The 20,104-nt window shown below is 59.9% G+C and carries 22 protein-coding genes and 1 pseudogene; 11 read left to right on the top strand and 12 right to left on the bottom strand.

The window, feature by feature from the left end:
* The first annotated feature begins 199 nt into the window (after positions 1 to 199).
* Entirely contained in the window at positions 200 to 451 is a 252-nt protein-coding gene (locus tag AO240_RS14835; RefSeq protein ID WP_099237097.1) for a type II toxin-antitoxin system HicA family toxin, read from the top strand.
* Positions 448 to 813 (top strand): type II toxin-antitoxin system HicB family antitoxin, encoded by a 366-nt coding sequence (locus AO240_RS14840; protein ID WP_099237098.1) that lies wholly within the window; start codon positions 448 to 450, stop codon positions 811 to 813. The genes AO240_RS14835 and AO240_RS14840 overlap by 4 nt, the downstream gene beginning before the upstream one ends.
* Here the strand turns inward: AO240_RS14840 and AO240_RS14845 are convergent, their stop codons facing one another.
* A complete protein-coding gene (locus AO240_RS14845; RefSeq protein WP_099237099.1) occupies positions 814 to 1,986 on the bottom strand; it encodes an MFS transporter in 1,173 nt (390 codons plus the stop codon).
* Between the two features lie 55 nt (positions 1,987 to 2,041).
* Positions 2,042 to 3,397: an MATE family efflux transporter gene (locus tag AO240_RS14850; protein ID WP_099237100.1), complete on the bottom strand. Its 1,356-nt coding sequence runs from the start codon at positions 3,395 to 3,397 to the stop codon at positions 2,042 to 2,044.
* A gap of 461 nt (positions 3,398 to 3,858) precedes the next feature.
* On the opposite strand from AO240_RS14850, the pseudogene AO240_RS14865 reads away from it, so the two are divergent.
* Positions 3,859 to 4,116, top strand: a pseudogene (locus AO240_RS14865) (ABC transporter substrate-binding protein); the annotation flags it as partial.
* 69 nt (positions 4,117 to 4,185) lie between these two features.
* Here the strand turns inward: AO240_RS14865 and nadE are convergent.
* The 3 genes from nadE to AO240_RS14880 are packed head-to-tail and all read right to left on the bottom strand — an operon-like array spanning position 4,186 to position 6,861.
* The gene (gene nadE / locus AO240_RS14870) at positions 4,186 to 4,983 is read right to left on the bottom strand and encodes an ammonia-dependent NAD(+) synthetase (protein ID WP_099237102.1); all 798 of its coding nucleotides are present in this window, start codon (positions 4,981 to 4,983) and stop codon (positions 4,186 to 4,188) included.
* Position 4,984: 1 nt separating this feature from the next.
* Positions 4,985 to 6,202 (bottom strand): nicotinate phosphoribosyltransferase, encoded by a 1,218-nt coding sequence (gene pncB, locus AO240_RS14875; RefSeq protein ID WP_099237103.1) that lies wholly within the window; start codon positions 6,200 to 6,202, stop codon positions 4,985 to 4,987.
* A gap of 11 nt (positions 6,203 to 6,213) precedes the next feature.
* On the bottom strand, positions 6,214 to 6,861 hold the full coding sequence (locus AO240_RS14880; protein WP_099237104.1) for a nicotinamidase: 648 nt from the start codon (positions 6,859 to 6,861) through the stop codon (positions 6,214 to 6,216).
* A gap of 146 nt (positions 6,862 to 7,007) precedes the next feature.
* Between AO240_RS14880 and AO240_RS14885 the strand changes: the two genes are divergently transcribed.
* Complete coding sequence (locus tag AO240_RS14885) at positions 7,008 to 7,700, top strand: NUDIX hydrolase (RefSeq protein WP_099237105.1); 693 nt, start codon at positions 7,008 to 7,010, stop codon at positions 7,698 to 7,700.
* Positions 7,701 to 7,876: 176 nt separating this feature from the next.
* On the opposite strand, the gene AO240_RS14890 is transcribed toward AO240_RS14885, so the two are convergent.
* Together AO240_RS14890 and AO240_RS14895 are read right to left on the bottom strand one after the other, a co-directional pair.
* Positions 7,877 to 8,650, bottom strand: coding sequence for an L-iditol 2-dehydrogenase (locus tag AO240_RS14890; RefSeq protein ID WP_099237106.1), 774 nt, complete (start codon positions 8,648 to 8,650; stop codon positions 7,877 to 7,879).
* An 18-nt stretch (positions 8,651 to 8,668) separates the two neighbouring features.
* The gene (locus tag AO240_RS14895) at positions 8,669 to 9,928 is read right to left on the bottom strand and encodes a sugar ABC transporter substrate-binding protein (protein ID WP_371918632.1); all 1,260 of its coding nucleotides are present in this window, start codon (positions 9,926 to 9,928) and stop codon (positions 8,669 to 8,671) included.
* A 275-nt stretch (positions 9,929 to 10,203) separates the two neighbouring features.
* Between AO240_RS14895 and AO240_RS14900 the strand changes: the two genes are divergently transcribed.
* The 4 genes from AO240_RS14900 to AO240_RS14915 all read left to right on the top strand — a co-directional run bounded on the left by AO240_RS14900 (position 10,204) and on the right by AO240_RS14915 (position 13,832).
* On the top strand, positions 10,204 to 11,142 hold the full coding sequence (locus AO240_RS14900) for an AraC family transcriptional regulator (RefSeq protein WP_099237131.1): 939 nt from the start codon (positions 10,204 to 10,206) through the stop codon (positions 11,140 to 11,142).
* 155 nt (positions 11,143 to 11,297) lie between these two features.
* Positions 11,298 to 12,269, top strand: a complete 972-nt coding sequence (locus AO240_RS14905; RefSeq protein WP_099237108.1) for a nucleoside-specific channel-forming protein Tsx — start codon at positions 11,298 to 11,300, stop codon at positions 12,267 to 12,269.
* Positions 12,270 to 12,283: 14 nt separating this feature from the next.
* Complete coding sequence (locus tag AO240_RS14910) at positions 12,284 to 13,309, top strand: purine nucleoside permease (protein WP_099237109.1); 1,026 nt, start codon at positions 12,284 to 12,286, stop codon at positions 13,307 to 13,309.
* A gap of 250 nt (positions 13,310 to 13,559) precedes the next feature.
* Entirely contained in the window at positions 13,560 to 13,832 is a 273-nt protein-coding gene (locus AO240_RS14915) for a hypothetical protein (RefSeq protein ID WP_099237110.1), read from the top strand.
* Between the two features lie 43 nt (positions 13,833 to 13,875).
* Here AO240_RS14915 and AO240_RS14920 read toward each other — a convergent pair whose 3' ends face one another.
* The 3 genes from AO240_RS14920 to AO240_RS14930 all read right to left on the bottom strand — a co-directional run bounded on the left by AO240_RS14920 (position 13,876) and on the right by AO240_RS14930 (position 15,083).
* Complete coding sequence (locus tag AO240_RS14920) at positions 13,876 to 14,046, bottom strand: metallothionein (RefSeq protein ID WP_099237111.1); 171 nt, start codon at positions 14,044 to 14,046, stop codon at positions 13,876 to 13,878.
* 88 nt (positions 14,047 to 14,134) lie between these two features.
* Positions 14,135 to 14,590 (bottom strand): DMT family transporter, encoded by a 456-nt coding sequence (locus tag AO240_RS14925; RefSeq protein WP_058413954.1) that lies wholly within the window; start codon positions 14,588 to 14,590, stop codon positions 14,135 to 14,137.
* Between the two features lie 4 nt (positions 14,591 to 14,594).
* Positions 14,595 to 15,083, bottom strand: coding sequence for a DMT family transporter (locus AO240_RS14930; RefSeq protein WP_099237112.1), 489 nt, complete (start codon positions 15,081 to 15,083; stop codon positions 14,595 to 14,597).
* 117 nt (positions 15,084 to 15,200) lie between these two features.
* Between AO240_RS14930 and AO240_RS14935 the strand changes: the two genes are divergently transcribed.
* The 3 genes from AO240_RS14935 to AO240_RS14945 all read left to right on the top strand — a co-directional run bounded on the left by AO240_RS14935 (position 15,201) and on the right by AO240_RS14945 (position 17,009).
* Positions 15,201 to 16,133 carry a LysR family transcriptional regulator gene (locus tag AO240_RS14935; RefSeq protein ID WP_099237113.1) on the top strand — a complete coding sequence of 311 codons (933 nt, stop codon included), beginning with the start codon at positions 15,201 to 15,203 and terminating at the stop codon, positions 16,131 to 16,133.
* A gap of 142 nt (positions 16,134 to 16,275) precedes the next feature.
* Complete coding sequence (locus AO240_RS14940) at positions 16,276 to 16,632, top strand: type II toxin-antitoxin system Phd/YefM family antitoxin (protein WP_256585959.1); 357 nt, start codon at positions 16,276 to 16,278, stop codon at positions 16,630 to 16,632.
* A complete protein-coding gene (locus AO240_RS14945; RefSeq protein ID WP_099237115.1) occupies positions 16,632 to 17,009 on the top strand; it encodes a type II toxin-antitoxin system VapC family toxin in 378 nt (125 codons plus the stop codon). Before AO240_RS14940 ends, AO240_RS14945 begins: the two co-directional genes overlap by 1 nt.
* Positions 17,010 to 17,036: 27 nt before the next feature.
* Here AO240_RS14945 and AO240_RS14950 read toward each other — a convergent pair whose 3' ends face one another.
* Together AO240_RS14950 and AO240_RS14955 are read right to left on the bottom strand one after the other, a co-directional pair.
* On the bottom strand, positions 17,037 to 18,356 hold the full coding sequence (locus AO240_RS14950) for an Nramp family divalent metal transporter (protein WP_099237116.1): 1,320 nt from the start codon (positions 18,354 to 18,356) through the stop codon (positions 17,037 to 17,039).
* A gap of 41 nt (positions 18,357 to 18,397) precedes the next feature.
* Complete coding sequence (locus tag AO240_RS14955) at positions 18,398 to 19,951, bottom strand: DUF726 domain-containing protein (RefSeq protein ID WP_099237117.1); 1,554 nt, start codon at positions 19,949 to 19,951, stop codon at positions 18,398 to 18,400.
* Between the last annotated feature and the right edge of the window lie 153 nt (positions 19,952 to 20,104).

The following is a 20,104-nucleotide window of genomic DNA, read 5'->3' on the forward strand; positions in this document are numbered from 1 at the left end:
CCGGAGCAATAGGCAGGAAGCACAAAGGCACGTCGTCCCTATAAAACGAACCGGGCGGGGAAAAATTAGCGGCGCATGGAGGGCGTGGAGCGAGGTGTCATCAGGGGTTACATCAATTTCAGCAAAGGCACGGTCGCCCGGGTTAGCATTGACGCACACCACGTTTTGCAACTACATTTAGTTACACGCAGGGAACGCCGTGTCCAAAAATGAAAAGCTGCTCGCCAAATTGCTCAATGAGCACATGGCTTTTAACTGGCCAGAGCGTGTGACGCTGCTGCGTTGGCTTGGCTACACACAAATTGAAGGGGCTGGAAGCCGCGTCAAATTCGACAGCGGTGACCCCAGTGCGATGATCAGCTTGCACAAGCCTCACCCCGGCAACGAACTGAAGCACTACATTCGGCGCCAGGTCATCGAACAATTGAAGTCAGGAGAACTGATTCAGTGAACAACCAACTCAAATACAAAGGTTACATCGGCTCTATCGAAGCCAGCCTCGAAGACAACTGCCTGTTCGGCAAAGTCCTGTTTATCAAGGCGTTGGTCAGCTATGAAGGCAACACCGTTGCAGCGCTGGACGCGGCCTTTCGTGAGGCGGTAGACGATTACCTCGCTACCTGCCAAACCCTCGGGCAAACACCCGAAAAGCCCTGCAAGGGTTCGTTCAACGTACGCGTCGGCCATGACCTGCATCTGGCAGCGGCGCTGGCGGCGATCCGCAAAAAAGTGACGCTCAATGACCTGACACGCCAAGCGCTGAATGAGTTTTTGCAACAGCATTGCGCCGAGCCTGCGCCGGCGATTGGCTGACTAGCCCAAGCGCCGATACCCCAGCAGCGCAGCGCCAAACACCACCGCGCCCGCGACCAACGCCACCCAGAACCCGCTGGTGGCGCCGAAATGGTCGATCATCCAACCGGAGCTGGCAGCACCGATGGCCACGCCAATGCTCAGGCCGGTGATCAGCCAGGTCATGCCTTCGGTCAGGCGGCTCGGCGCCACGATCTGCTCCACCAGCGCCATGGACACAATCAGCGTCGGCGCGAAGAACAATCCGGAAATGAAGATTGCCACCGCCAGGCCGGGAATATTGGTCACCAGCAACAATGGCAAGGTGGTCAAGGCGGTGGCCACGCCGCATAACAGAAACTGCCGGGGCAGCGATGCCTTGAGTTTGAGAGTGCCGAACGCCAACCCTGCCAGGCACGAACCGATGGCATATACCGAGAGCACGATGCTCGCCGCCGCCGGTTGGCCCTGTTGCTGGGCAAAGGCCACGCTGACCACATCCACCACGCCGACGATCATGCCCATGGCCAGCAGCACAATCATCAAGATCAGCACCGAGGGCGAGGCGATCAACCAGCCGCCGAGATGCTCGTGGTGTTCATGCACGGGCGGTTCAGTCGCGCGTTGCAGCACAAAGGCGGTCACGCCCACCGCCAGCAACAGTGCGGCGATCAAAGGCCCGGCTTCCGGGAACAGCACAACGCTCAAACCGACTGAAATCGGCGGGCCGATGATGAAACACACCTCATCGAGCACCGACTCCAGGGCAAAGGCGGTTTTCAGCGCGGGCTGGCCCCGGTACAGCTCGGTCCAGCGCGCCCGCACCATGGCTGACATGTTCGGCATGCAACCGGCCAGCGCGGCGAACACAAACAACGTCCACTCCGGCGCCTGCAAACGGGTGCACAACAACAGCAGTAACAACGACCCACCGCCGATCAACGCCGCTATCGGCACTACCTTGCCCTGGCTGTAGCGGTCTACCCAGCGCGACACCTGCGGCGCGCAAAACGCCGTGGCCAGGGCGAATACGGCCGCCACCGCGCCCGCCAAACCGAAGCCGCCGTGAACCTGGGACAGCATGGTGATCAAGCCGATGCCGACCATGGAGATCGGCATGCGGGCAAGCATGCCGGCCAGTACAAAAGCGCGAGCACCAGGGGCCTGGAACAACTCGGCGTAAGGGTTTGCCATGACTTAAACGCCTTCTGCCACTGAATGTGGGCAACTTTTATTACACCGACCTTTATTACACCAACCGCTTGATCTGCTTGTGCCGCCACACCAGCCGGTAATACGCGGTCTGCAGCGCCAGCATCGCCAGGTAGGTGACCGGAAACGCCATCCACACCCCTTCCAGACCAAAATGTGCGTTGAACACATACGCCATCGGCAGCTCAACGCAGAGCACACAGAAAATCGAGATCGCGACCGGCATCAGCACCACGCCGCTGGCGCGCATGATCCCGCCCACCACCGCCTGGAAACCGAATACCAGCACGCTCCACAACATAATGTGCAGCAGGTGTTCGGCCTTGACCCGCGCATCGGCGTCGGTGATGAACAGGCCCAACAACCAGTGCGACATTAAATACCCGAGCACGATCAGGCCACCGGTGAGGCACAGGTTGATCAATAGCCCGGTACGCAAAATTGGCCCGACCCGATCCGGATGCCCCGCACCAATGGCTTGGGCACCGAGGATTGAGGCGGTAATCGCAATCGACAACGCCGGGAACTGCACGTAATTGACGATCTGCGTCACCGCGCCATAGGCCGCCGTGGCCTGAGAGCCGTGGCTGTTGACCAAGGCCAGGATGACCAGCTCCGACAGCGACAGCACCACCATCTGCAAGCCGGTCGGCAGGCCGATGCGCAAGACTTTACCGAGTATTACGCGGTCCAGGCGCAACGCGGCGAGCAGTTCACGGTCCGGCGCCATCACATGCTTTTTATGGCGCAGGCGCAGTATCAGAAACAGCATCGCCGAGGCGTTACCGACCAGGCCCGCGTACACCGCACTTTGAATGCCCAGCGGCGGCAAACCGATCCAGCCGCGAATCAGCGCCGGGGTCAGCAACAGGCCGACAGACGTCGAGACCATCAATGCCAACAACGGTGAGACCGTGTCACTGACACCGCGCAGCAGTTGCGTGTAGAGGATAAACACCAGCAGCAGCGGCATGATCAGCATCATCGCTTGGGCATAACCGACCGCATCGTCCAGAACGTCAACCGGCGTGCCCAATGCCTGCAACGCCGGGCGCGCAAACAGGCTGCCAAGCACGGCTGCGATCAACCCCACCAGCGCACCGAGGGTCAGCGTGGCGCCGGTGATCACCTTGACCATGGCGGTTTCCTCGGCGCCCCAGGCCTGACCGATCAGCACCGAAGCGCCCGCCCCCAAACCGATCACCAAGGCGATAAAGAAAAACACGATGGGGAACATCCCCGACACCGCCGCCAGCGCCTGTGTACCGAGCATTTGCCCGACATAGATGCCATTAAGGGTGCCGGAAAAGCTCTGTAAAAAGTTCGACAGCACCATCGGTGCCAGAAAGATCAGGTAGATCTGCCACAGTGGGCGTTGTAGAGGGATTTGCATTAAAAACGGGGCCTCGAAACACTAAAGCGTCCAAGGTTTATACCGTAAGTGGATAGCATTTTGCTGTACTCATGGTTGAGGGCAACGATCAAAACACGGTCAAGTGTGGGAGTGGGCTTGCTCGCGATGGCATCAACGCGGTGTGCCTGAGGGTCCGAGGTGCCTGCTTCGCGAGCAAGCCCGCTCCCACACTTGACCGCGTTCGGCTTGAGCGTTCAATGAGCGCTGGGCTATGCGCCGAAGGTTTGCGACGGCCTGCGCGATGTCGGATCGAACGGATGGATCCGCGGCCCAATCGCCGCGGCCTCGCGCTTGAGCAATTCCACCACAATCGGCAACCAGCTCGGGCCTAGCCGGTCACTGATGGTTGCCACGCTCAACGCCGCGCGCCCGCCGATGTCACCGGTAAAAGTGCGGATCGGGTACGGGCCTTCGCTGCGGTCCAGGCAGATCGCGTCAAAGCCGCTGCGTGCCATGACCAGCCAGAACTGGCGCAAAAACTCGCAGCGTTCCTGCTGACCGCCGAGGCTCAAGCGCCGGCGCTGGAAGAAGGTGACCAGATACCCTCGAACCCGACCACGCCGACCACCGAAAAAACCCGCGCGCGGGTGGAGGCGATGCAGGGTTACCTGCAAACCGCGATTTCGATTGATTGGGATCAGGTCAACCAGGCGCGGCCAGAATGGAATGCGCGGTGGAGCCGGTCGATTGAGCGTTGAGTTCTGCGCAGGGCGGCGCAGAGCGTCACGGGTGCATTCCCACGCGGAGCGTGGGGACGATCATCACTATCAGGCCGGGGTGGTTGGCAGCGCGCGTTTGTGTGCGGTCTTGCTGTACGCGGCCTGCACAATCTGCCTCACCCGCTCGCTCACCGGCTCACCCATCAAGTAGGCGTCGATCTCTGCATAGGTGCAGCCATACGCCTGTTCATCGGCCTTGCCCGGCGCCAATTCTTCAAGGTCTGCGGTGGGCTGCTTGTGCACCAGGTTTGCCGGTGCGCCGAGGGCTGTGGCGAGCAAGCGCACTTGGGTTTTAGTCAGGCCCGACAGCGGTGCCAGGTCACAGGCGCCGTCGCCGAATTTGGTGAAGAAGCCCATCAACGCTTCGGTGCCGACCACCAGGCCATTGTGCAGGTTGGCCACGGCGTATTGCGCAATCATCCGGGTGCGCGCCTTGACGTTGCCTTTGATGAAGTCGACCTGCGCGGCGCTGGCTGCACCGGCGGTGAGGCTGGCCATCAGGCTGTCGACGCTGGCGGCGATATTCAAGGTGTCGATGTGGTCCGGTTTGATGAACGCGAGTGAGGCTTGCGCGTCACGCTCATCGGCTTGGGTTTTATAGGGCAGGCGCATCGCGATAAAGCGCGCGGCGTCGCCATCGGCGCGCAGTTGCTCGACGGCAAGCTGGCACAGGCGGCCCGCCGTGAGTGAGTCCACACCGCCGCTGATGCCGAGCACCAGCGCCTTGCCGCCCGCGCTGCGCAAGGTGGCCTTGATGAAGTCGATGCGCCGCTGAATTTCGTTGGCTTCAGCGCCCTTGACCAGTTGCCGGTCGATATTCAGTTCCTGCGCAATACGCTCTTGCATGTCACACCTCCAGACTGCCGACATTGAATACCTTGGCCGCATACTGCAAAAACGACGGGTCTTCGCAGACGTTCTTGATCGGGTCATCGGAAAACTTCACCACCGGTTCACCGTGCACCCGCACCAGTTTCATCACGATGCTCAACGGCTCTACGCCAGCCACATCGCAGGCCAAACTGGTGCCCATACCGAACCCGAACTTGGCCTTGCCGCGCACGTGACGCAAGATCGGCAAGCATTTCTCGAAGTTCAGGCCGTCGGAGAACATCAGGTCCTTGGTCATCGGGTCGATACCCAGTGCTGCGTAACGGGCCAGCACTTTATCAGCCCAGACGATGGGGTCGCCGGAGTCCTGGCGCAGGCCGTCATACAATTTGGCGAAGTACAGGTCGAAGTCCTTGAGAAAAAAGTCGGTGCTGATGCAGTCGGTCAGCGCAACCCCGAGGCGGCCTCGGTATTCACGCACCCAGTTTTCCAGGGCGGCGTTCTGGCTTTCGCGCAGGCGCCCAAGTTGCTGGTGCACCATCATCCATTGGTGGGCCATGGTGCCGATCAGCGGCAAGTCGAACTCATACGCCAGGTGCGCGTTGCTGGTGCCGACGAATTGGCCGGGGAAGTCGCGGCGCATGATGTCCACCACTTCGCGCTGGGCCTTGAATGACAGGCGCCGGCGTGTCGAAAAATCAGAGATGCGCAGATCGGCGAGTTCGTCGCGGCTGAGGTTTTTCTCCAGCCAGTCGAACTTCTGGTAAAGCTTGCGGGTGACATCTTCCAGGCTGACGTCGGGGTATTTGTCGCGGTTGCGCAACTCGCTGACCAGCGCCAGCACCGGTTGCTCGAACATGATGCAGTGCAACATCGGGCCAACCACGCGGATGCTCAGTTGGCCGTCGACCTCGCTCACATGGATGTAGCGCAGGTTGAAGCGGAACAGGCCAAGGAAGCGCTCGTAATCCGGGGTCAGGTATTCGCGAAAACGCGGGTTGAACAGAAAGCGCAACTCGCCTTCGCGCATGTGCAGCCCGGCGAGCTTTTCCAGCTCATCGCGCAGTTGTGGAATCAGGTGGCCGAGCTTTTCTTTGGAGCGCACGATGAAGTTGTATTCCACGTCGACGTTCGGGTGCTGGTGCAACACCGCCTGCATCATGGTGAAGGTGTAGTAGTCGGTGTCGAGCAAACCCTGGATCACCGGGGATTGGTAGTCGTATGCACTTTCCATCGTGTTTCTCCTTAGCGCGTGGCCATCGCGGCCAGTTCTTCGCGGGTGCGGCTGATCACCGCACCGGCTTTGAGCAATTGATTCACGGCCTGCACGCCGCCCTCCTCGGTGATACCGCGGCACGCGGGCACGTGCAGCACCACGTCAAAACCAGCCTTGAGCAGTTGCAACGCGGTGGTCTTGACGCAGTAGTCGAGCGCCAGGCCGCCGACGATCACGCGGCTGACGCCCTGGGCTTTCAAATACTCGATGACGCCCGTCGACAGCTTGTCGTGCAGGTCGTGGTAGCAGGCGCCGTATGGGTGAAAGTCGGGTTCGACGCCTTTCCAGATGAAGTAGTCGTAGTCATACGGGCTGGGCAATTCGTCCAACAACGTAAAACCCTCGGTGCCCGGCACGCAGTGGCTGACCCAAGTGACATCGGCGTGCGCCAAGCCTGTGGGTTGCAGCATCTCGCTGTGCTGCGCGACCACCCACGACGCGTGCGGGGTGTGGGCGTCTTTGCTGCCGACGCGATGGCCGGCGAGGCTGGCCATGAAGTTGAGCTCAGCGCCTATCTGGTCGCCACCGGCCACCGGTAACTCGTCGGGGCACAGCGGCGTGAAGCTCTTCTGGGCGTCGACGTCGAATGAGGCGATGGCAGTTTTTGCGAGGGGCATGGCGGTTCTCCTGTGGCCTGAAAACAAAAGTACACGTCATGTACTTTCATTGCAAGAAACATTTGGTTATGAGCATTGGTGCAAGTACATGACATACCTGTTCGATCCGTTAGACTGTACCCCGCCACTGTTCATAAGGACCTCCCATGCCACTTAGCGCCTACTTGCACACTGTCGACCTGTGCGTATTGTTTTACTGCCGCACCCGCGGGGAGTTGATGCTGTTGCTGAACAAACGCGAAGCCGAGCCCTTCGCCGGGCATTGGGCGTTGCCCGGCGTGGTCGTGAACGGCGGCGTGCAAGATCTGAGCCTCAAGGATGCGGTGGAGCGTTTACGCGCGAGTGACAAGGTGGGCTTTGAACTGGCCTGGAGCGAGCAAGTCGGCACCGTGGGCGACGCGTTTCGTGACCCGCGTTGCTGGTCGTCGTCGACTTACTACCTGGCGATCGTCGCCGAGGAAGTCAGCTTGGCTGAGCATCAGCAATGGTCTGCGCTGGACGCGGTGGCGGACGGCAGTATCAAGCTGCCGTTCGACCACAACCTGATCGTGGCGGCGGTGCAGGAACGGCTGTTTTCCAAGTCGCTGTACAGCAGTTTGCCGTTGATGTTCCTGGGCGCTGAGTTCAGTGCGCCGCAAGCCACCACGATTTTTTCGCTGGTGCTGGCGCGGCCGGTGTTGAAGACCAGTATTCGCCAGCGTTTGTTGAAGCTGACTGAGGCCGGGTATTTGCGTGAGACGGGGCGCAAGAAGCATGGCGAAGGCGGCCGGCCACAGGCGACGGTGGAGAACCTGAAGCCTGGCGCGGTGTATTTTTTTGACCGCAGTTTTGCCGACTAGCGTGTTGATCAAGCGTCATGAGGATCCAAATGTGGCAGCGGGCTTGCTCGCGATGCAGGCACCTCGGACCATCAGGTACACCGAGTTGAATGCATCGCGAGCAAGCCCGCTCCCACAGAAAGCGCTTTTACGCTTTTGATCTTGATCTGAGAAGCGCCGCCTCAACTGACCTGGTCTTAGTTCATCCAATTACCGCCATCGACGTTGTAGGTCTGCGCCACCACATAATCAGCCTCCTTCGAGGCCAGGAACACCGCCATGCCGGTTAGGTCCTGCGCCGTTCCCATGCGCCCGAACGGCACCTCAGCGCCCACCCGCTGCTTCTTCTCGCCAGGCGCCAAACCTTCATGCTTGGCGAACAACGCATCCACGCCGTCCCAATGCTCGCCATCGACCACACCCGGCGCAATGGCATTAACGTTGATGCCTTGCTTTATCAAGTTCAGCCCCGCCGACTGCGTAAGGCTGATCACCGCCGCCTTGGTCGCGCAATACACCGCCACCAACGCTTCGCCCCGACGCCCGGCCTGGCTGGCCATGTTGATGATCTTGCCACCGTGCCCCTGGCTGATCATCTGCCGGGCAGCCGCTTGCAGCGTGAACAGCGTGCCCGCAACGTTGATCGAGAACAGCCGCGCATAGCTGCCGCGGGTGATGTCGACGATGGGCGCCAAGTCGAACAGCGCCGCATTGTTGATCAAAATATCCAGCTTGCCGGCATGCGCCACCACGGCAGCAATCGCCGCGTCGATGGACGCCTGGTCGGTGACGTCCATCGCCACCGCGTAGGCCTGGGGGCCAAGCTCGGCTGCGCTGGCCTCGGCGCGTTGCAGGTCAATATCGGCGATGGCAACCGTCGCGCCTTCAGCAATATAGGCTTGAGCAAACGCACGGCCGATACCCCGCGCCGATCCGGTGATCAGTGCACTTTTACCTTCGAGTCGTTTCATGGGGGTGTCCTGTAAAAATCACTTCGGGTAACCGGCGCGTTTCATCTCGCGCTCGGTGGTGGACTGGGCGGCGAGCAACGCCTGCTCAACCGTCATGCCGCCGGTCAGCGCCGCCGAGAACAGCTTGCCAACCGAGGTGCCGATGGCCTGGAACTCAGGGATCGTCACGTACTGGATGCCCACATACGGCACGGGCTGGGCCGATGGGTGCGCGGGGTCGGCGTGCTTCATCATCTGCAACGTCACTTGAGCAAACGGCGCGGCTTTCAAATACGCTTCGCTGTAGGTCGACTGGCGCGTGCCTGGCGGTACGTTGGTGATGCCTTCTTTATCGGCCACCAACTGAATGTAGTCCTTGGACGTTGCCCACGTAATGAACGCCTTGGCGGCGTCCTTGTGCTTGGAGGTGGCCGGGATCGCCAGGGACCAGGCGTACAGCCAGGACGAACCTTTGTCGGTGACTTCGGTGGGTGCCGCGGCGAACCCTACGCTGTCTGCGACTTTGCTCTGGCTTTTGTCGGTGGTGAAAGAACCGGCGACGCTGGCATCGACCCAGATCGCGCATTTGCCGCTGTTGAACAGCGCCAGGGTTTCGTTGAAGCCGTTGCTGGACACGCCCGGTGGGCCATATTGCTTCAGCGTGTTGACGTAGAAGTTGGCGGCCGCCGTCCACTCGGGGCTGGTCAATTGCGGCTTCCACTGCTCGTCGAACCAACGCGCGCCAAAGGCGTTGGCCATGGTGCTGAGCAGCGCGATGTTCTCGCCCCAACCGGCTTTGCCGCGCAGGCACAGGCCGTATTGGTCTTTGTCCTTTGCGGTGAGTTTGGCGGCGAATTCACCGAGTTGGCTCCAGGTGGGGTGTGCCGGCATGCTCAAGCCGGCTTGCTTGAACAGGTCAGTGCGGTAGTAGGTGACGGTGCTTTCACCGTAGAACGGCAACGCGTACAGGGTGTCGTTGACCGACAGGCCTTGGCGCACTGAAGGGAAAATATCCTCGGCGTCGTAGTCAGCTGGCAGTTGCGTCAGCGGCTCCAGCCAATGTTTGGCGCCCCACAGCGGGGTCTCGTAGGTGCCGATGGTCAGCACATCGAACTGGCCGCCTTCGGTCGCAATATCGGTGGTGAGGCGCTGGCGCAGTACGTTTTCTTCGAGCACCACCCAGTTCAGCTTGATGTCCGGGTGCTGCGCTTCGAACACTTTGGACAGGCGCTGCATACGGATCATGTCGCTGTTATTGACCGTGGCGATGGTCACGGTATCAACGGCGTAGCTGGGCATGGCCGACGCGAGGCCGCTGATCAGGAACAGTGCTTGCGCAAGCTTGGCTTTGGAGGTCAGGAGCATGGCGGTTTCCACCTGTTGTTTTTGTTGTTGAGCGCCGATTACAGCAGCTTGCCGATGCCCTCACAAACGAATGGCGAATGCCTGGCTGGTACTTTTTTAACCAAGGCATCCGGGTCAAAAAAGTATCAGTGCCGGTCGAAACCGGGGGTAGCACACAGCGTGGCAACGCGCGTATTTTGGCGTCATCCAACAATAAAACAGGCATCAGCATGCCCATCAGCCACGCCAAATTGTTCGAACACCGGCCTGCCGACCTCGAAGTCATCCTGCCCGAACCGGACCACTGCTTCCGTTGGTTCGAACACGACTACCCTTACGACCTGGCGCGCTGGAACCACCACCCCGAATTCGAGATTCACCTGATCCGCCAAGGCAGCGGTAAATTGGTGGCGGGCGACTATATCGGCGCGTTCAGTGCCGGGCATGTTGCGCTGATCGGCCCAGACTTGCCGCATGACTGGATCGGCGAGCTGGCACCCGGCGAACACTTGAGCGGACGCGATGTGGTGCTGCAATTCGACGGCGCTGCCCTCCTCGCCTTGCGCAAGACCCTGCCGGAACTCGGCGACTTGCAGCCGTTGTTCGAACAGGCCCGGCGCGGCTTGCAATTCAGCGGCGAAACGGCGCTGCAGGCCGCGCGTTTGATGGAAGACATCGGCAACGCCCACGGGCTGCAACGGCTGATCCTGTTCCTGCAATTGCTCGACCGCTTGAAAACTGCCCCCGCGCATCAGGTTCAGGCGCTGGCCAGCCCCTGCTATGCCCCGACGCTGGACGCGCGCAGCGCAGAACGTATCAACAAAGCGTTCGATTACCTGATGGCGGAGCTGACCGGCGATGTGCGCCTGTCGGTGATAGCGCAGCAACTGGAGATGAGCGAACCGGGTTTCTCACGCTTCTTCAAGCGCAACACTGGCCACGGTTTTATCGACCTGATGCGCAAGTTCCGCGTGCAGCGCGCATGCCGGCTGTTGCTGCAAAGCGAGATGTCGGTGGCCGACATTTGCTTTGAAGTGGGCTACGCCAACCTGTCCAACTTCAACCGACACTTTCGCATTGAAATGAACCAGACGCCGAGTGAGTATCGCCGCGAAACCGCGATGCATGTGTTCAACCGCCTCGACAAATTGACACCCAGTCATTTCTGATCAAAAGGTCGACTAATTCACCTTTTTCTCATTTCGTTCAAGCGATTGAGCAAAGTTGGTACAGCCTGTGCAAACGTTTGCGGAACGAACTTGGCAGCCGAGTTCTTTTTTGCCCGAGCGATCGGGTTCAAACCGCGTACGAATAGGGATTTTTAATGCACCCCACCTCCAGGAGCCCTGCGTCGGCTACTTCGTTTGGCGTTTCCCTGCTGCTGGCTGCCGTTACGGGAGTACTCAGCGCACCCATTTTGGCGCAGGAAACACCCGTCAATGACTCAGCACAGGGCGAAACCCTTAGCCCTGAAACCAAGCCTGCCGACGCCAACCCGGCGAAAAAAGGCGCGTACCTGTCAGACTGGTTCAACCAGGACCTGACGCTGATCGGCAGCAAAGACATCAGCTTCGGCCCCAAGCCGTCCGATGACGTGTACCTGGAATACGAGTACTTCGGCCGCAAAGGGCCGTTCGAGTTGTACGGCTATGTTGATGTGCCGAAGATTCTCGGCATCGGTAACAGTAATGACAAAGGTGCGTGGGACCATGGCTCGCCGCTGTTTATGGAACACGAGCCGCGCATCTCCATCGACTACCTCGCAGGACGCAGCCTGGCCATCGGCCCGTTCAAGGAGTGGTACGTCGCGTTTGACTGGATCTACGACCACGGCAGTAATACGTCCAACCGTGCCAATACCCTGTACAGCGGCCTCGGCACCGATATTGACACCCACTCGCGCGTTAACCTGTCGGCCAACTTCTACGGGCGCTACCAGTGGGAAAACTATGGCGCGAGCAATGAATACTCGTGGGATGGCTACCGCGCGCAAATGAAGTACATCGTGCCCATCAGCAGCTTCGATAACGGCGCATCGCTGACCTATATCGGCTTCACCAACTACGATTTTGGCTCGGACCTGCACAAAGACAATGTTGCGCGCACCGCCAACTCGCTGGTGGCCACCAACGTGCTGTTGTACTCGTTCACGCACCTGCGTTTCACCCTGGTGGGCCGTTACTTTCACAATGGCGGCAACTGGGAAGATGGCAGTGAGTTGAATTTCGGCGAGGGTAACTTCCGCGCCCGCTCCGATGGCTGGGGCTACTACGCCGGCGTCGGCTACCAATTCTGATCAAGGAATATTAGATGAAAGCGTTTACCCGTCTCTCGCTGGCCGTTGGCCTGGCCCTGCTGCCCCACGTGGTGCTGGCTGACGCCGCGCCGATCAAGCCTAAAGTGATGCTGATCACCATGTTTGCCCCCGAGGCGCAAACCTGGATTGATCGCCTGGAACTCAAGCAGGAGGTGCGCGTACCCGGCCTCTCGGCTGAATACCCGAGCATCCGCTGCAACACCCAAGACGTTTGCCTGCTCGTCACCGGCATGGGCCAGACCAACGCCGCCGCGTCGACGCTGGCCTTGGCGTTGTCGCCCAAATTCGACCTGCGCCAGAGCTACTTTCTGATCGCGGGCATCGCCGGCATCAACCCCAAACACGGCACCATCGGCACCGCCGCTTGGGCGCATTACCTGGTGGAATTCGGCACCCAATGGGAGCTTGATTCGCGGGATGTGCCCAAGGATTGGCCAACCGGTTACATCGGCATCAACACCAAAGGCCCCAACGAAAAACCACCGTTGGACTACAAGACCGAAGTGTTTGAGCTGAACCCCAAGCTACAAGCCAAGGCGTTTGCCTTGTCGCAAAAGGTTGAGCTGACGGAAAGCAAGGAATCCGCCGCTTGGCGCAAACACTACCCGGCGGCACCGGCGAATCAACCGCCGCAAGTCACCCGTTGCGACACCTTGGCCGGCAATACCTGGTTCTCCGGCACGCGCCTGAGCGAGCGCGCCGAAGTCTGGACCCGATTACTCACCGACAACAAAGGCGAGTACTGCACGACGCAGCAAGAAGACAACTCCACCTATGAAGCCTTGCTGCGCGCCAGCCGCGAAGGCCTGGTGGACATCCAGCGCCTGGCCGTGGTGCGCGCCGGCTCCGATTTCGACCGGCCATACCCCGGCTACAGCGAAGTCGACAATTTGCTGAAATACGCCGACCAAGGCGGGTTTGTACCGGCGCTGGAAAACCTCTATCGCACCGGCAACCCACTGGTGCAGGCGATTCTGAAGAACTGGTCCGCCTGGGAGAAAGGCGTCCCGCAAGACTGATAACACGTAAAAGTGTGGGAGCGGGCTTGCTCGCGATAGCGCCCTGTCAGCCGATAAATTCATGGCTGACACACCGCTATCGCGAGCAAGCCCGCTCCCACTTTTTTGACTGTGTTAAGGCCGGAAAACACCCTCGACCGCACTGCCCTCATTCAGTCAATGAAGGCCGCCGACCGCCCGCCAACCCGAATGAATTTTCAGCGCCCCCGATGATCTTCTGCTTACACCATGAAGGTTTGGGGGAACAACGATGGACTCAGCAGTACCGATTAACGGCAAGGCTCGAATTGATTACACGCAGGACACGCTGTTTGGGCCAATGGCCCGGCATATCGAGTGCCAGGTGCGCGTGCAACGCACGTCAGAACAGATGGTGCTGGAGGTTTTCCAGCCGCTGCCAGATGATCTGCACGCGGCGCAAACCGTGGTGATTGCGCTGGAGGGGCGGCGCACCCGTGGGGTGGTAAAACGTCGTCAACGCCTGGCGGATCACAGCCTCAGGTTCGAGCTTAATCCCCAGTGATCGACGTGGGAGGCCAGCGAAACCGGCCCCCACATCCACACCTTTAACCGTGGGCCGACTTGGCGCACTCACAGCCCGTCGCTGCCGCACACGGCTCACCGTGCGCATGATGCTCGGCGCAGCCTTGGCAGCAATAGCCTTTACCGTCTTTCATTACCGCGTCAACGCCCAGCACGCATTTGCAGTGGGGGCAGGCACAGGTTGTATCTGGCATGATCAGACTCCTTTTGATGGTCGTCCAGGTGCGGCGAGCGCTGCACCTAAAGCAATGACTATGGGCAAGGCGCCAAGGTTCACTCCGGTTAATCGGCCTGACGCGTATTGCTGCGGTACATAAACACCAGCGCCAGCGCCAGGCACAGCATCGCCACGATGCGACTGCCCGACAGCTCTATCGCCGGGTTGCCCAGCCAACCGAAGTTATCGATCAGCATGCCCATGCCCAGTTGCCCGACGATCACCGCCACCGTCGCAACGGCCGTGCCGACGATGGGCACCGCGCCAACCATCACCATCATGTACACCACGCCGAACAACGCACCGGTCAGTTGCCATTTCGGCACATCGAGCAGGCTGATAGCCTGGGCGGGTTCAAAGAAGAAAATCAACAGCGCAGTGGTGATCGCGCCCACCGCAAAGGTCAACAAGCTGCTTCGCAACACACCCACCGACTGGCCCAAGCGCCCGTTGATAGCCGCCTGCATACTCAGCACCGCACCTGCGGCGATCACCAGTACCAATAACAGAATCAGATTCATCGCCTTACCCTCGTGCAATCAAAACAAGTGCCGCCACAATTAATGCCAAGGCAATCCAGCGCTCGCCATTGACCCGCTTGCGCGCAGTGCCGAACCAACCGAAATGGTCGATCAGCACACTCTTGCCAACCTGGCCCGACAAAATCGCGATCATCGTCATGGCGATACCGATATGCGGCGTGGCCAGGGTCAGCACCACCACGTACATCGGCCCCAGAAACCCGCCGATCAACTGCCAGCGTGGCAGCTCAGTCAACGCGGGGCCTTGCTGCGGGCCGCTGAACAGCATCAACAAAAACAGGATCGCCGTGCCCACACCAAAGATGCTCAAGGTCGCCCACAAATGCCCGACCTGCACGCCCAGTGGCCCAAGCAACCCCGCCTCCACCGACAAGCCCATGCCCGCCAGAATCACCAATGGCAGCAACAGCAACCGCAGTGCATTTTTTTTCGGCGTAGCCTGCGCCACACCCTCGATAGAACTTGCCTGCATACATCACCTGCGTTTCAAGAAAGAAAACATGGCGCGCATTATCCAGTGGCCGTCCTGTGCGATAAATGGGAGCATATGGATAACACCTTTGCGCAACACGCACAGCCTGGAGGCATGATGCAGGGCTTGAATGAGTTGAGTTTCAAGGCGTTGCGCCTGTTTGTCGCCGTGCTCGACCACGGCAGCTTCTCCGAAGTGGCGCGCCGTGAAGGCTTGGCGCCCTCCTCCATTTCCCGACAAATACAGGTGATGGAACAGGCGCTCGGCCAACAGTTGCTGTACCGGCACACCCGTGCAGTCAGCCCGACTGAAGCCGGGCGCCTGCTCGGCCATCACGCGCGGTTGATGCTGGAACAACTGGAAACCGCCGGCCAAGCCCTGCAGGAACAGGAAAGCGAGCCCAGCGGCCTGGTACGGATCAATGCGCCAATGGTGTTCGGCCAGCGTCACCTTGCGCCGTGGCTGGGCGAGTTGTGTCGGCGCTACCCGAAACTGCAACTGGACATTCAACAAACCGACACCTACGTCGACCCGCTGCAAGATGGCACCGACCTGCTGTTTCGCATTGGCGTGCTTAACGACTCCGGCATGCAGGCACGCATCTTTGCGCCCCAGCGCTTTCGCATCGCCGCCAGCCCGGCCTACCTGGCCCGACATGGCACGCCGCAACACCCCGACGAACTGATCAACCACCAGTGCCTGGCCTACAAAGGCATTACCGGCCAGCAACGCTGGTTCTTCCGCCGCGATCAGGGCGACTGGACGCCCTACAGCGTCAAAGGCCCGATCACCGGCAACCACGCCGATACCTTGACCCACGCGGCAGAGCAAGGCCTGGGGTTGGTGGTGTTTCCGTCATGGCTGATTGGTGAAGGCTTGCGGGCAGGCACGTTGCAGGCAGTGCTCACCGAGTATGAAGTAGCGACCACGCTGGAACCCCAGCAAATAGCCGCGCTGTGGCCCGGCAGCCGGCGTTTGTCGCTGAAGGTGCGCACGGTGATTGATTATTTTGTGGCGTGTTTTGGGACGGTGCCGTATTGGGATCGCTGAGCAATTTGGCCCCCTCGAACAGCGCTGGCGCGAGGAAAATTCCCAGGAGGAAATGTAGGTCCGTTCTGTTTTCGCGGGCCACTATTCCCAGGTACCGCATTCGGTATTCAGACTTGAGTCTATTCTTATTGGGAGAGTTGCCATGGATGTCAAATACCGCAAACCATCTCGCTCCGAACGACTGGCTACCGCCAGCGGTCGCGCCGTCTTTGATAGCTCAGCAGATTTTGGCTATATTTGGCCAAAATATGGGGATCACCACATGATTACCGTACCGTTGGGCGAAGCGAAAAATAACCTGTCAAAACTTATCGATGAGGCCGCCGCCGGCAAGGTCATCACCATCGCCAAGCATGGGCGTGCGATGGCGCAGCTTGTTCCGGCATCAAAACCCAAAGGCCGTCGAATTGGCGCCATGAAAGGCAAGCTGGTCGTGCCTGACGACTTTGATGCGTCGTTACCCGACGACCTGGTGAACGCGTTTCAGGGCGCTCACTGATGAGAGTACTGTTGGATACCCATATCCTGCTTTGGGCACTCAGCGATGACCCCAAGCTCTCCGGCAAAGCCCGAAAGCTGATTGAAAATGCTGCAGAGATTTACGTCTGCGCGGCAACCTTCTGGGAACTGGCAATCAAGGTCGGCTTGGGAAAGCTCGATGCCGACCTCAATGAAATCCGTGAGTACTGCCTGGAAAGCGGTTTCATCGAATTACCCATCACGTCAGAACACGCGATTGCGGTAAAAGACCTTGAGCATCATCACAAAGACCCTTTTGATCGGCTCATCGTTGCGACAGCGATCAGCGAACCGATGAAACTGCTGACGGCCGATCCGCAGGTTGCTCAATACTCGTCTTTGGCGATTCTTGTGTAGGCTGGCGCCGAACCGAATGCCCGCCAATCAGAACAACCACTGCCCAATCAACCACGCATTTGCGCCACTGATTACCACAAACAGAAACCACGCCAACACACGTGTCGGCAGGCGGTTAACAAACGGCCCCATCAATTGCTTGTCGTCGGTCATGCGGATCAGCGGGTACAGCGCGAACGGTAACTGCAGGCTAAGCACCACTTGGCTCAGAATCAGCAACTTGCCGATGGCATCGTCGCCCATCAGCCACACCCCGAGAAACGCCGGGATCAGCGCCAGCCCACGGGTGATCAAGCGTCGCTGCCAGCAGGGAATACGCAGGTTGAGGTAACCCTCCATAATCACTTGCCCGGCAATCGTGCCCGTGAAGGTCGAACTTTGCCCCGAGGCCAGCAAAGCCACGCCGAACAGGATACTGGCGAACGCACCGCCCACCAGCGGGTCGAGCAGATGGTAAGCGTCCTGAATCTCGACCACATCGGTGTGGCCGGTCTTGTAGAAAGCTGCGGCAGCCAGTACCAGGATGGCGGCGTTGACCAGTAACGCCAAGGCCAGGGAACCGATGGTGTCGATACGCGCCAGCTTGACCGCGTCCTGTTTACTGGCGAGGTCTTTGCCAATCAGCCGGGTCTGCACGATCGAGCTGTGCAGGTAGAGGTTATGCGGCATCACTGTGGCGCCCAGGATGCCGATGGCCAAGTACAACGGCGCCGCATCGCTGATGGCCGACAATGACGGGGTAAAGCCCCTGAACACGTCCGGCCAGTAAGGTTTGATCAGCACCAGTTCGATAAAAAAACACACGCCGATGGTTGCCACCAGCGCCAGCATGATTGCCTCAAGGCGGCGAAAGCCTCGGTTTTGCAGGGCCAGGATTAATAGTGTGTCGAACGCTGTAATCACGATGCCGGTGGTCAGCGACACGCCGAGCAGCAGGTGAAACGCCAAGGCGCAGCCGAGCACTTCGGCAAGGTCGGTGGCAATAATCGAGATTTCGGCCAGCGCCCATTGCGTGCGGGCCGAGCGTTTGCTGTAGCGTTCGCGGCACAGTTGCGCCAGGTCCTTGCCGGTGGCGATACCCAGCCGTGAGCACAGGCACTGCACCGCCATCCCGGCCAGGCTGGCCAATAACACCACGAACAACAGGCTGTAGCCGTAACGTGAACCTGCTTCGATGGCCGTGGCCCAGTTACCGGGGTCCATGTAGCCAATGGAGATCAGCAGGCCCGGGCCGGCGAACATCAGTGCGCGTTTAAAAAACGAAGCCTTAGGGTCGACGATGACGGAGCCAGCCACTTCCGGCGGGCAGAACGGGGCGGTAGCGATTTTCGGCAGGCTGAATTTCACGCGGTATCCCAAGCAAACATACGAGTCAGACGCGCAGCTTATCAGTCGGACGCGACGGTGCGCATCACCGTCTCACGCGGTAAGTCAAACGCTTCGACGACTTGCACCACCAGGTCCATCTCCTGGTTCAGCGCCTCGCGTTCCATGCGCTGGCGAACCACGCCCACCACCAATACCGCCAGGGTGGTGATGGAATAGGCCGGGCCGGAAAACGCCCGAACACCGCTGACCAGCAACATCGCGGCCGCCAGCGCCTGACCCACCACCGGAATCGCCGTGGCGGCGCCGCGCCGTACCATAAACCCGGTCAACCCGGCCAGCGCCGTGCCGCTCAGTGCAGTAGTCGCCGAGCGGCCAACATCGAAACGCTTGAACAAGCCCTGCTCTTTTTGTGCGGCGGCCTTGAGTTCAGCGTCGAAGGCCTGCCGATCGGCATGACTGAGTTTGTCCTTGTACTGCGTGATCAGCTTTTGCGCCACCTGAGCCTCAATGTCCGCCAGCGACACGCTTTGCAGCGGGGCTTTGAACTTGATCCCAAGGCGCTGCGCCACCGCTTCGGCGATCTGGCGATAACTCACGCCGTGGCCACGAGAAAGGTTCATAAAGCTGTCACCGCCCATGCGCTGCAATTCGATGGCCAGCTTCAACGGCTCGCGTACGGCGGCATCAATCGAGGCGCTGCGCTTTTGCGCGATTAATTCGGCGAGAAATTTAAGCTCGTCCGGGCGCGCTTGCAGCAGTACCGGGAACAGTTCCGCGTCCTCTTCGGCGAAGCGTACCTCGCGGCTGCGCTGATCGGCGCGGATGATGCCGCGCCGCTCCTGCAACAGGTCGGTGTATTGCACCACGGTTTTCAACTGCGGCCAGTACGCAGCATGGTCGAAGGTGGCCAGGTGTACATTGGTCACTTTGGCCTTGAGCGCAGGCGTGAGCGCAATTGCATAGCGGCCAATGCAGCGTTCAGTGTCCGGCTTCATCGCCAGCGCCCAGTCCTTGCTTGAGTAGCAATTGATCACGCGCCCCTTGAGCGGCGCCGACACCGCCTCCCACGGGCTGGACGTGCAAATCGCACCGCCCATCAGCAACAAGTTATTCAATGGAAGTTCGCGGGCGACTTCGGGGCTGGCCAGCACACTCTTGACCAGAATGCGTGCGCCGAGGGAATGACCGATCAGGTTGATGCGCCGCACTTGCAGCGATTCAGCGTGCAGGTAGCTGGCCAATTCCGGCAACAAGGTCTTGGCCACTTCATCAACACGCGCCTCGACACTTTTGTAATGGTCGAGAAAATACGCAATCGCCTTGCCCACGCCCACAGTTGCGGCGCCCAAACCACCGCCGCCGAGCATTGAGGTGATCACATCCTTGAAGGGCGCGAAGAGGTTTTCCAGAAAATGCCCCGCCGGCCAGAACAGCATCAGGTTGGTCGAGCCTTCGATGCTCGCCAGTTGTTGCTTGAAGTTGCCCAGTTGCTGGCGGTTGAAGAATGCCGAGTAACCGTGAACATAGAGATTGAGCACATCGCCCTGAGGCTCGCCGCACATCACAAACGTAGGCTTGCGGGTGCGGTGCATTTCATCCCACTGGTGTTGCATGGGCCGGTGACTCCTGGTGACGATGGACGGCGATAGTAACAAAGCGTGAGCGCAAGTGAGGTGAATCCTGACCGGCGTGCGCGGCACTGCACACCCGCTCGCCGGGCGGCTTTTGTGCATACACATGGATAGTTATGGCAAAAATCAGTGATT

It is taken from the genome of Pseudomonas sp. ICMP 460, assembly GCF_002723595.1.
Lineage (GTDB): Bacteria > Pseudomonadota > Gammaproteobacteria > Pseudomonadales > Pseudomonadaceae > Aquipseudomonas > Aquipseudomonas kitaguniensis.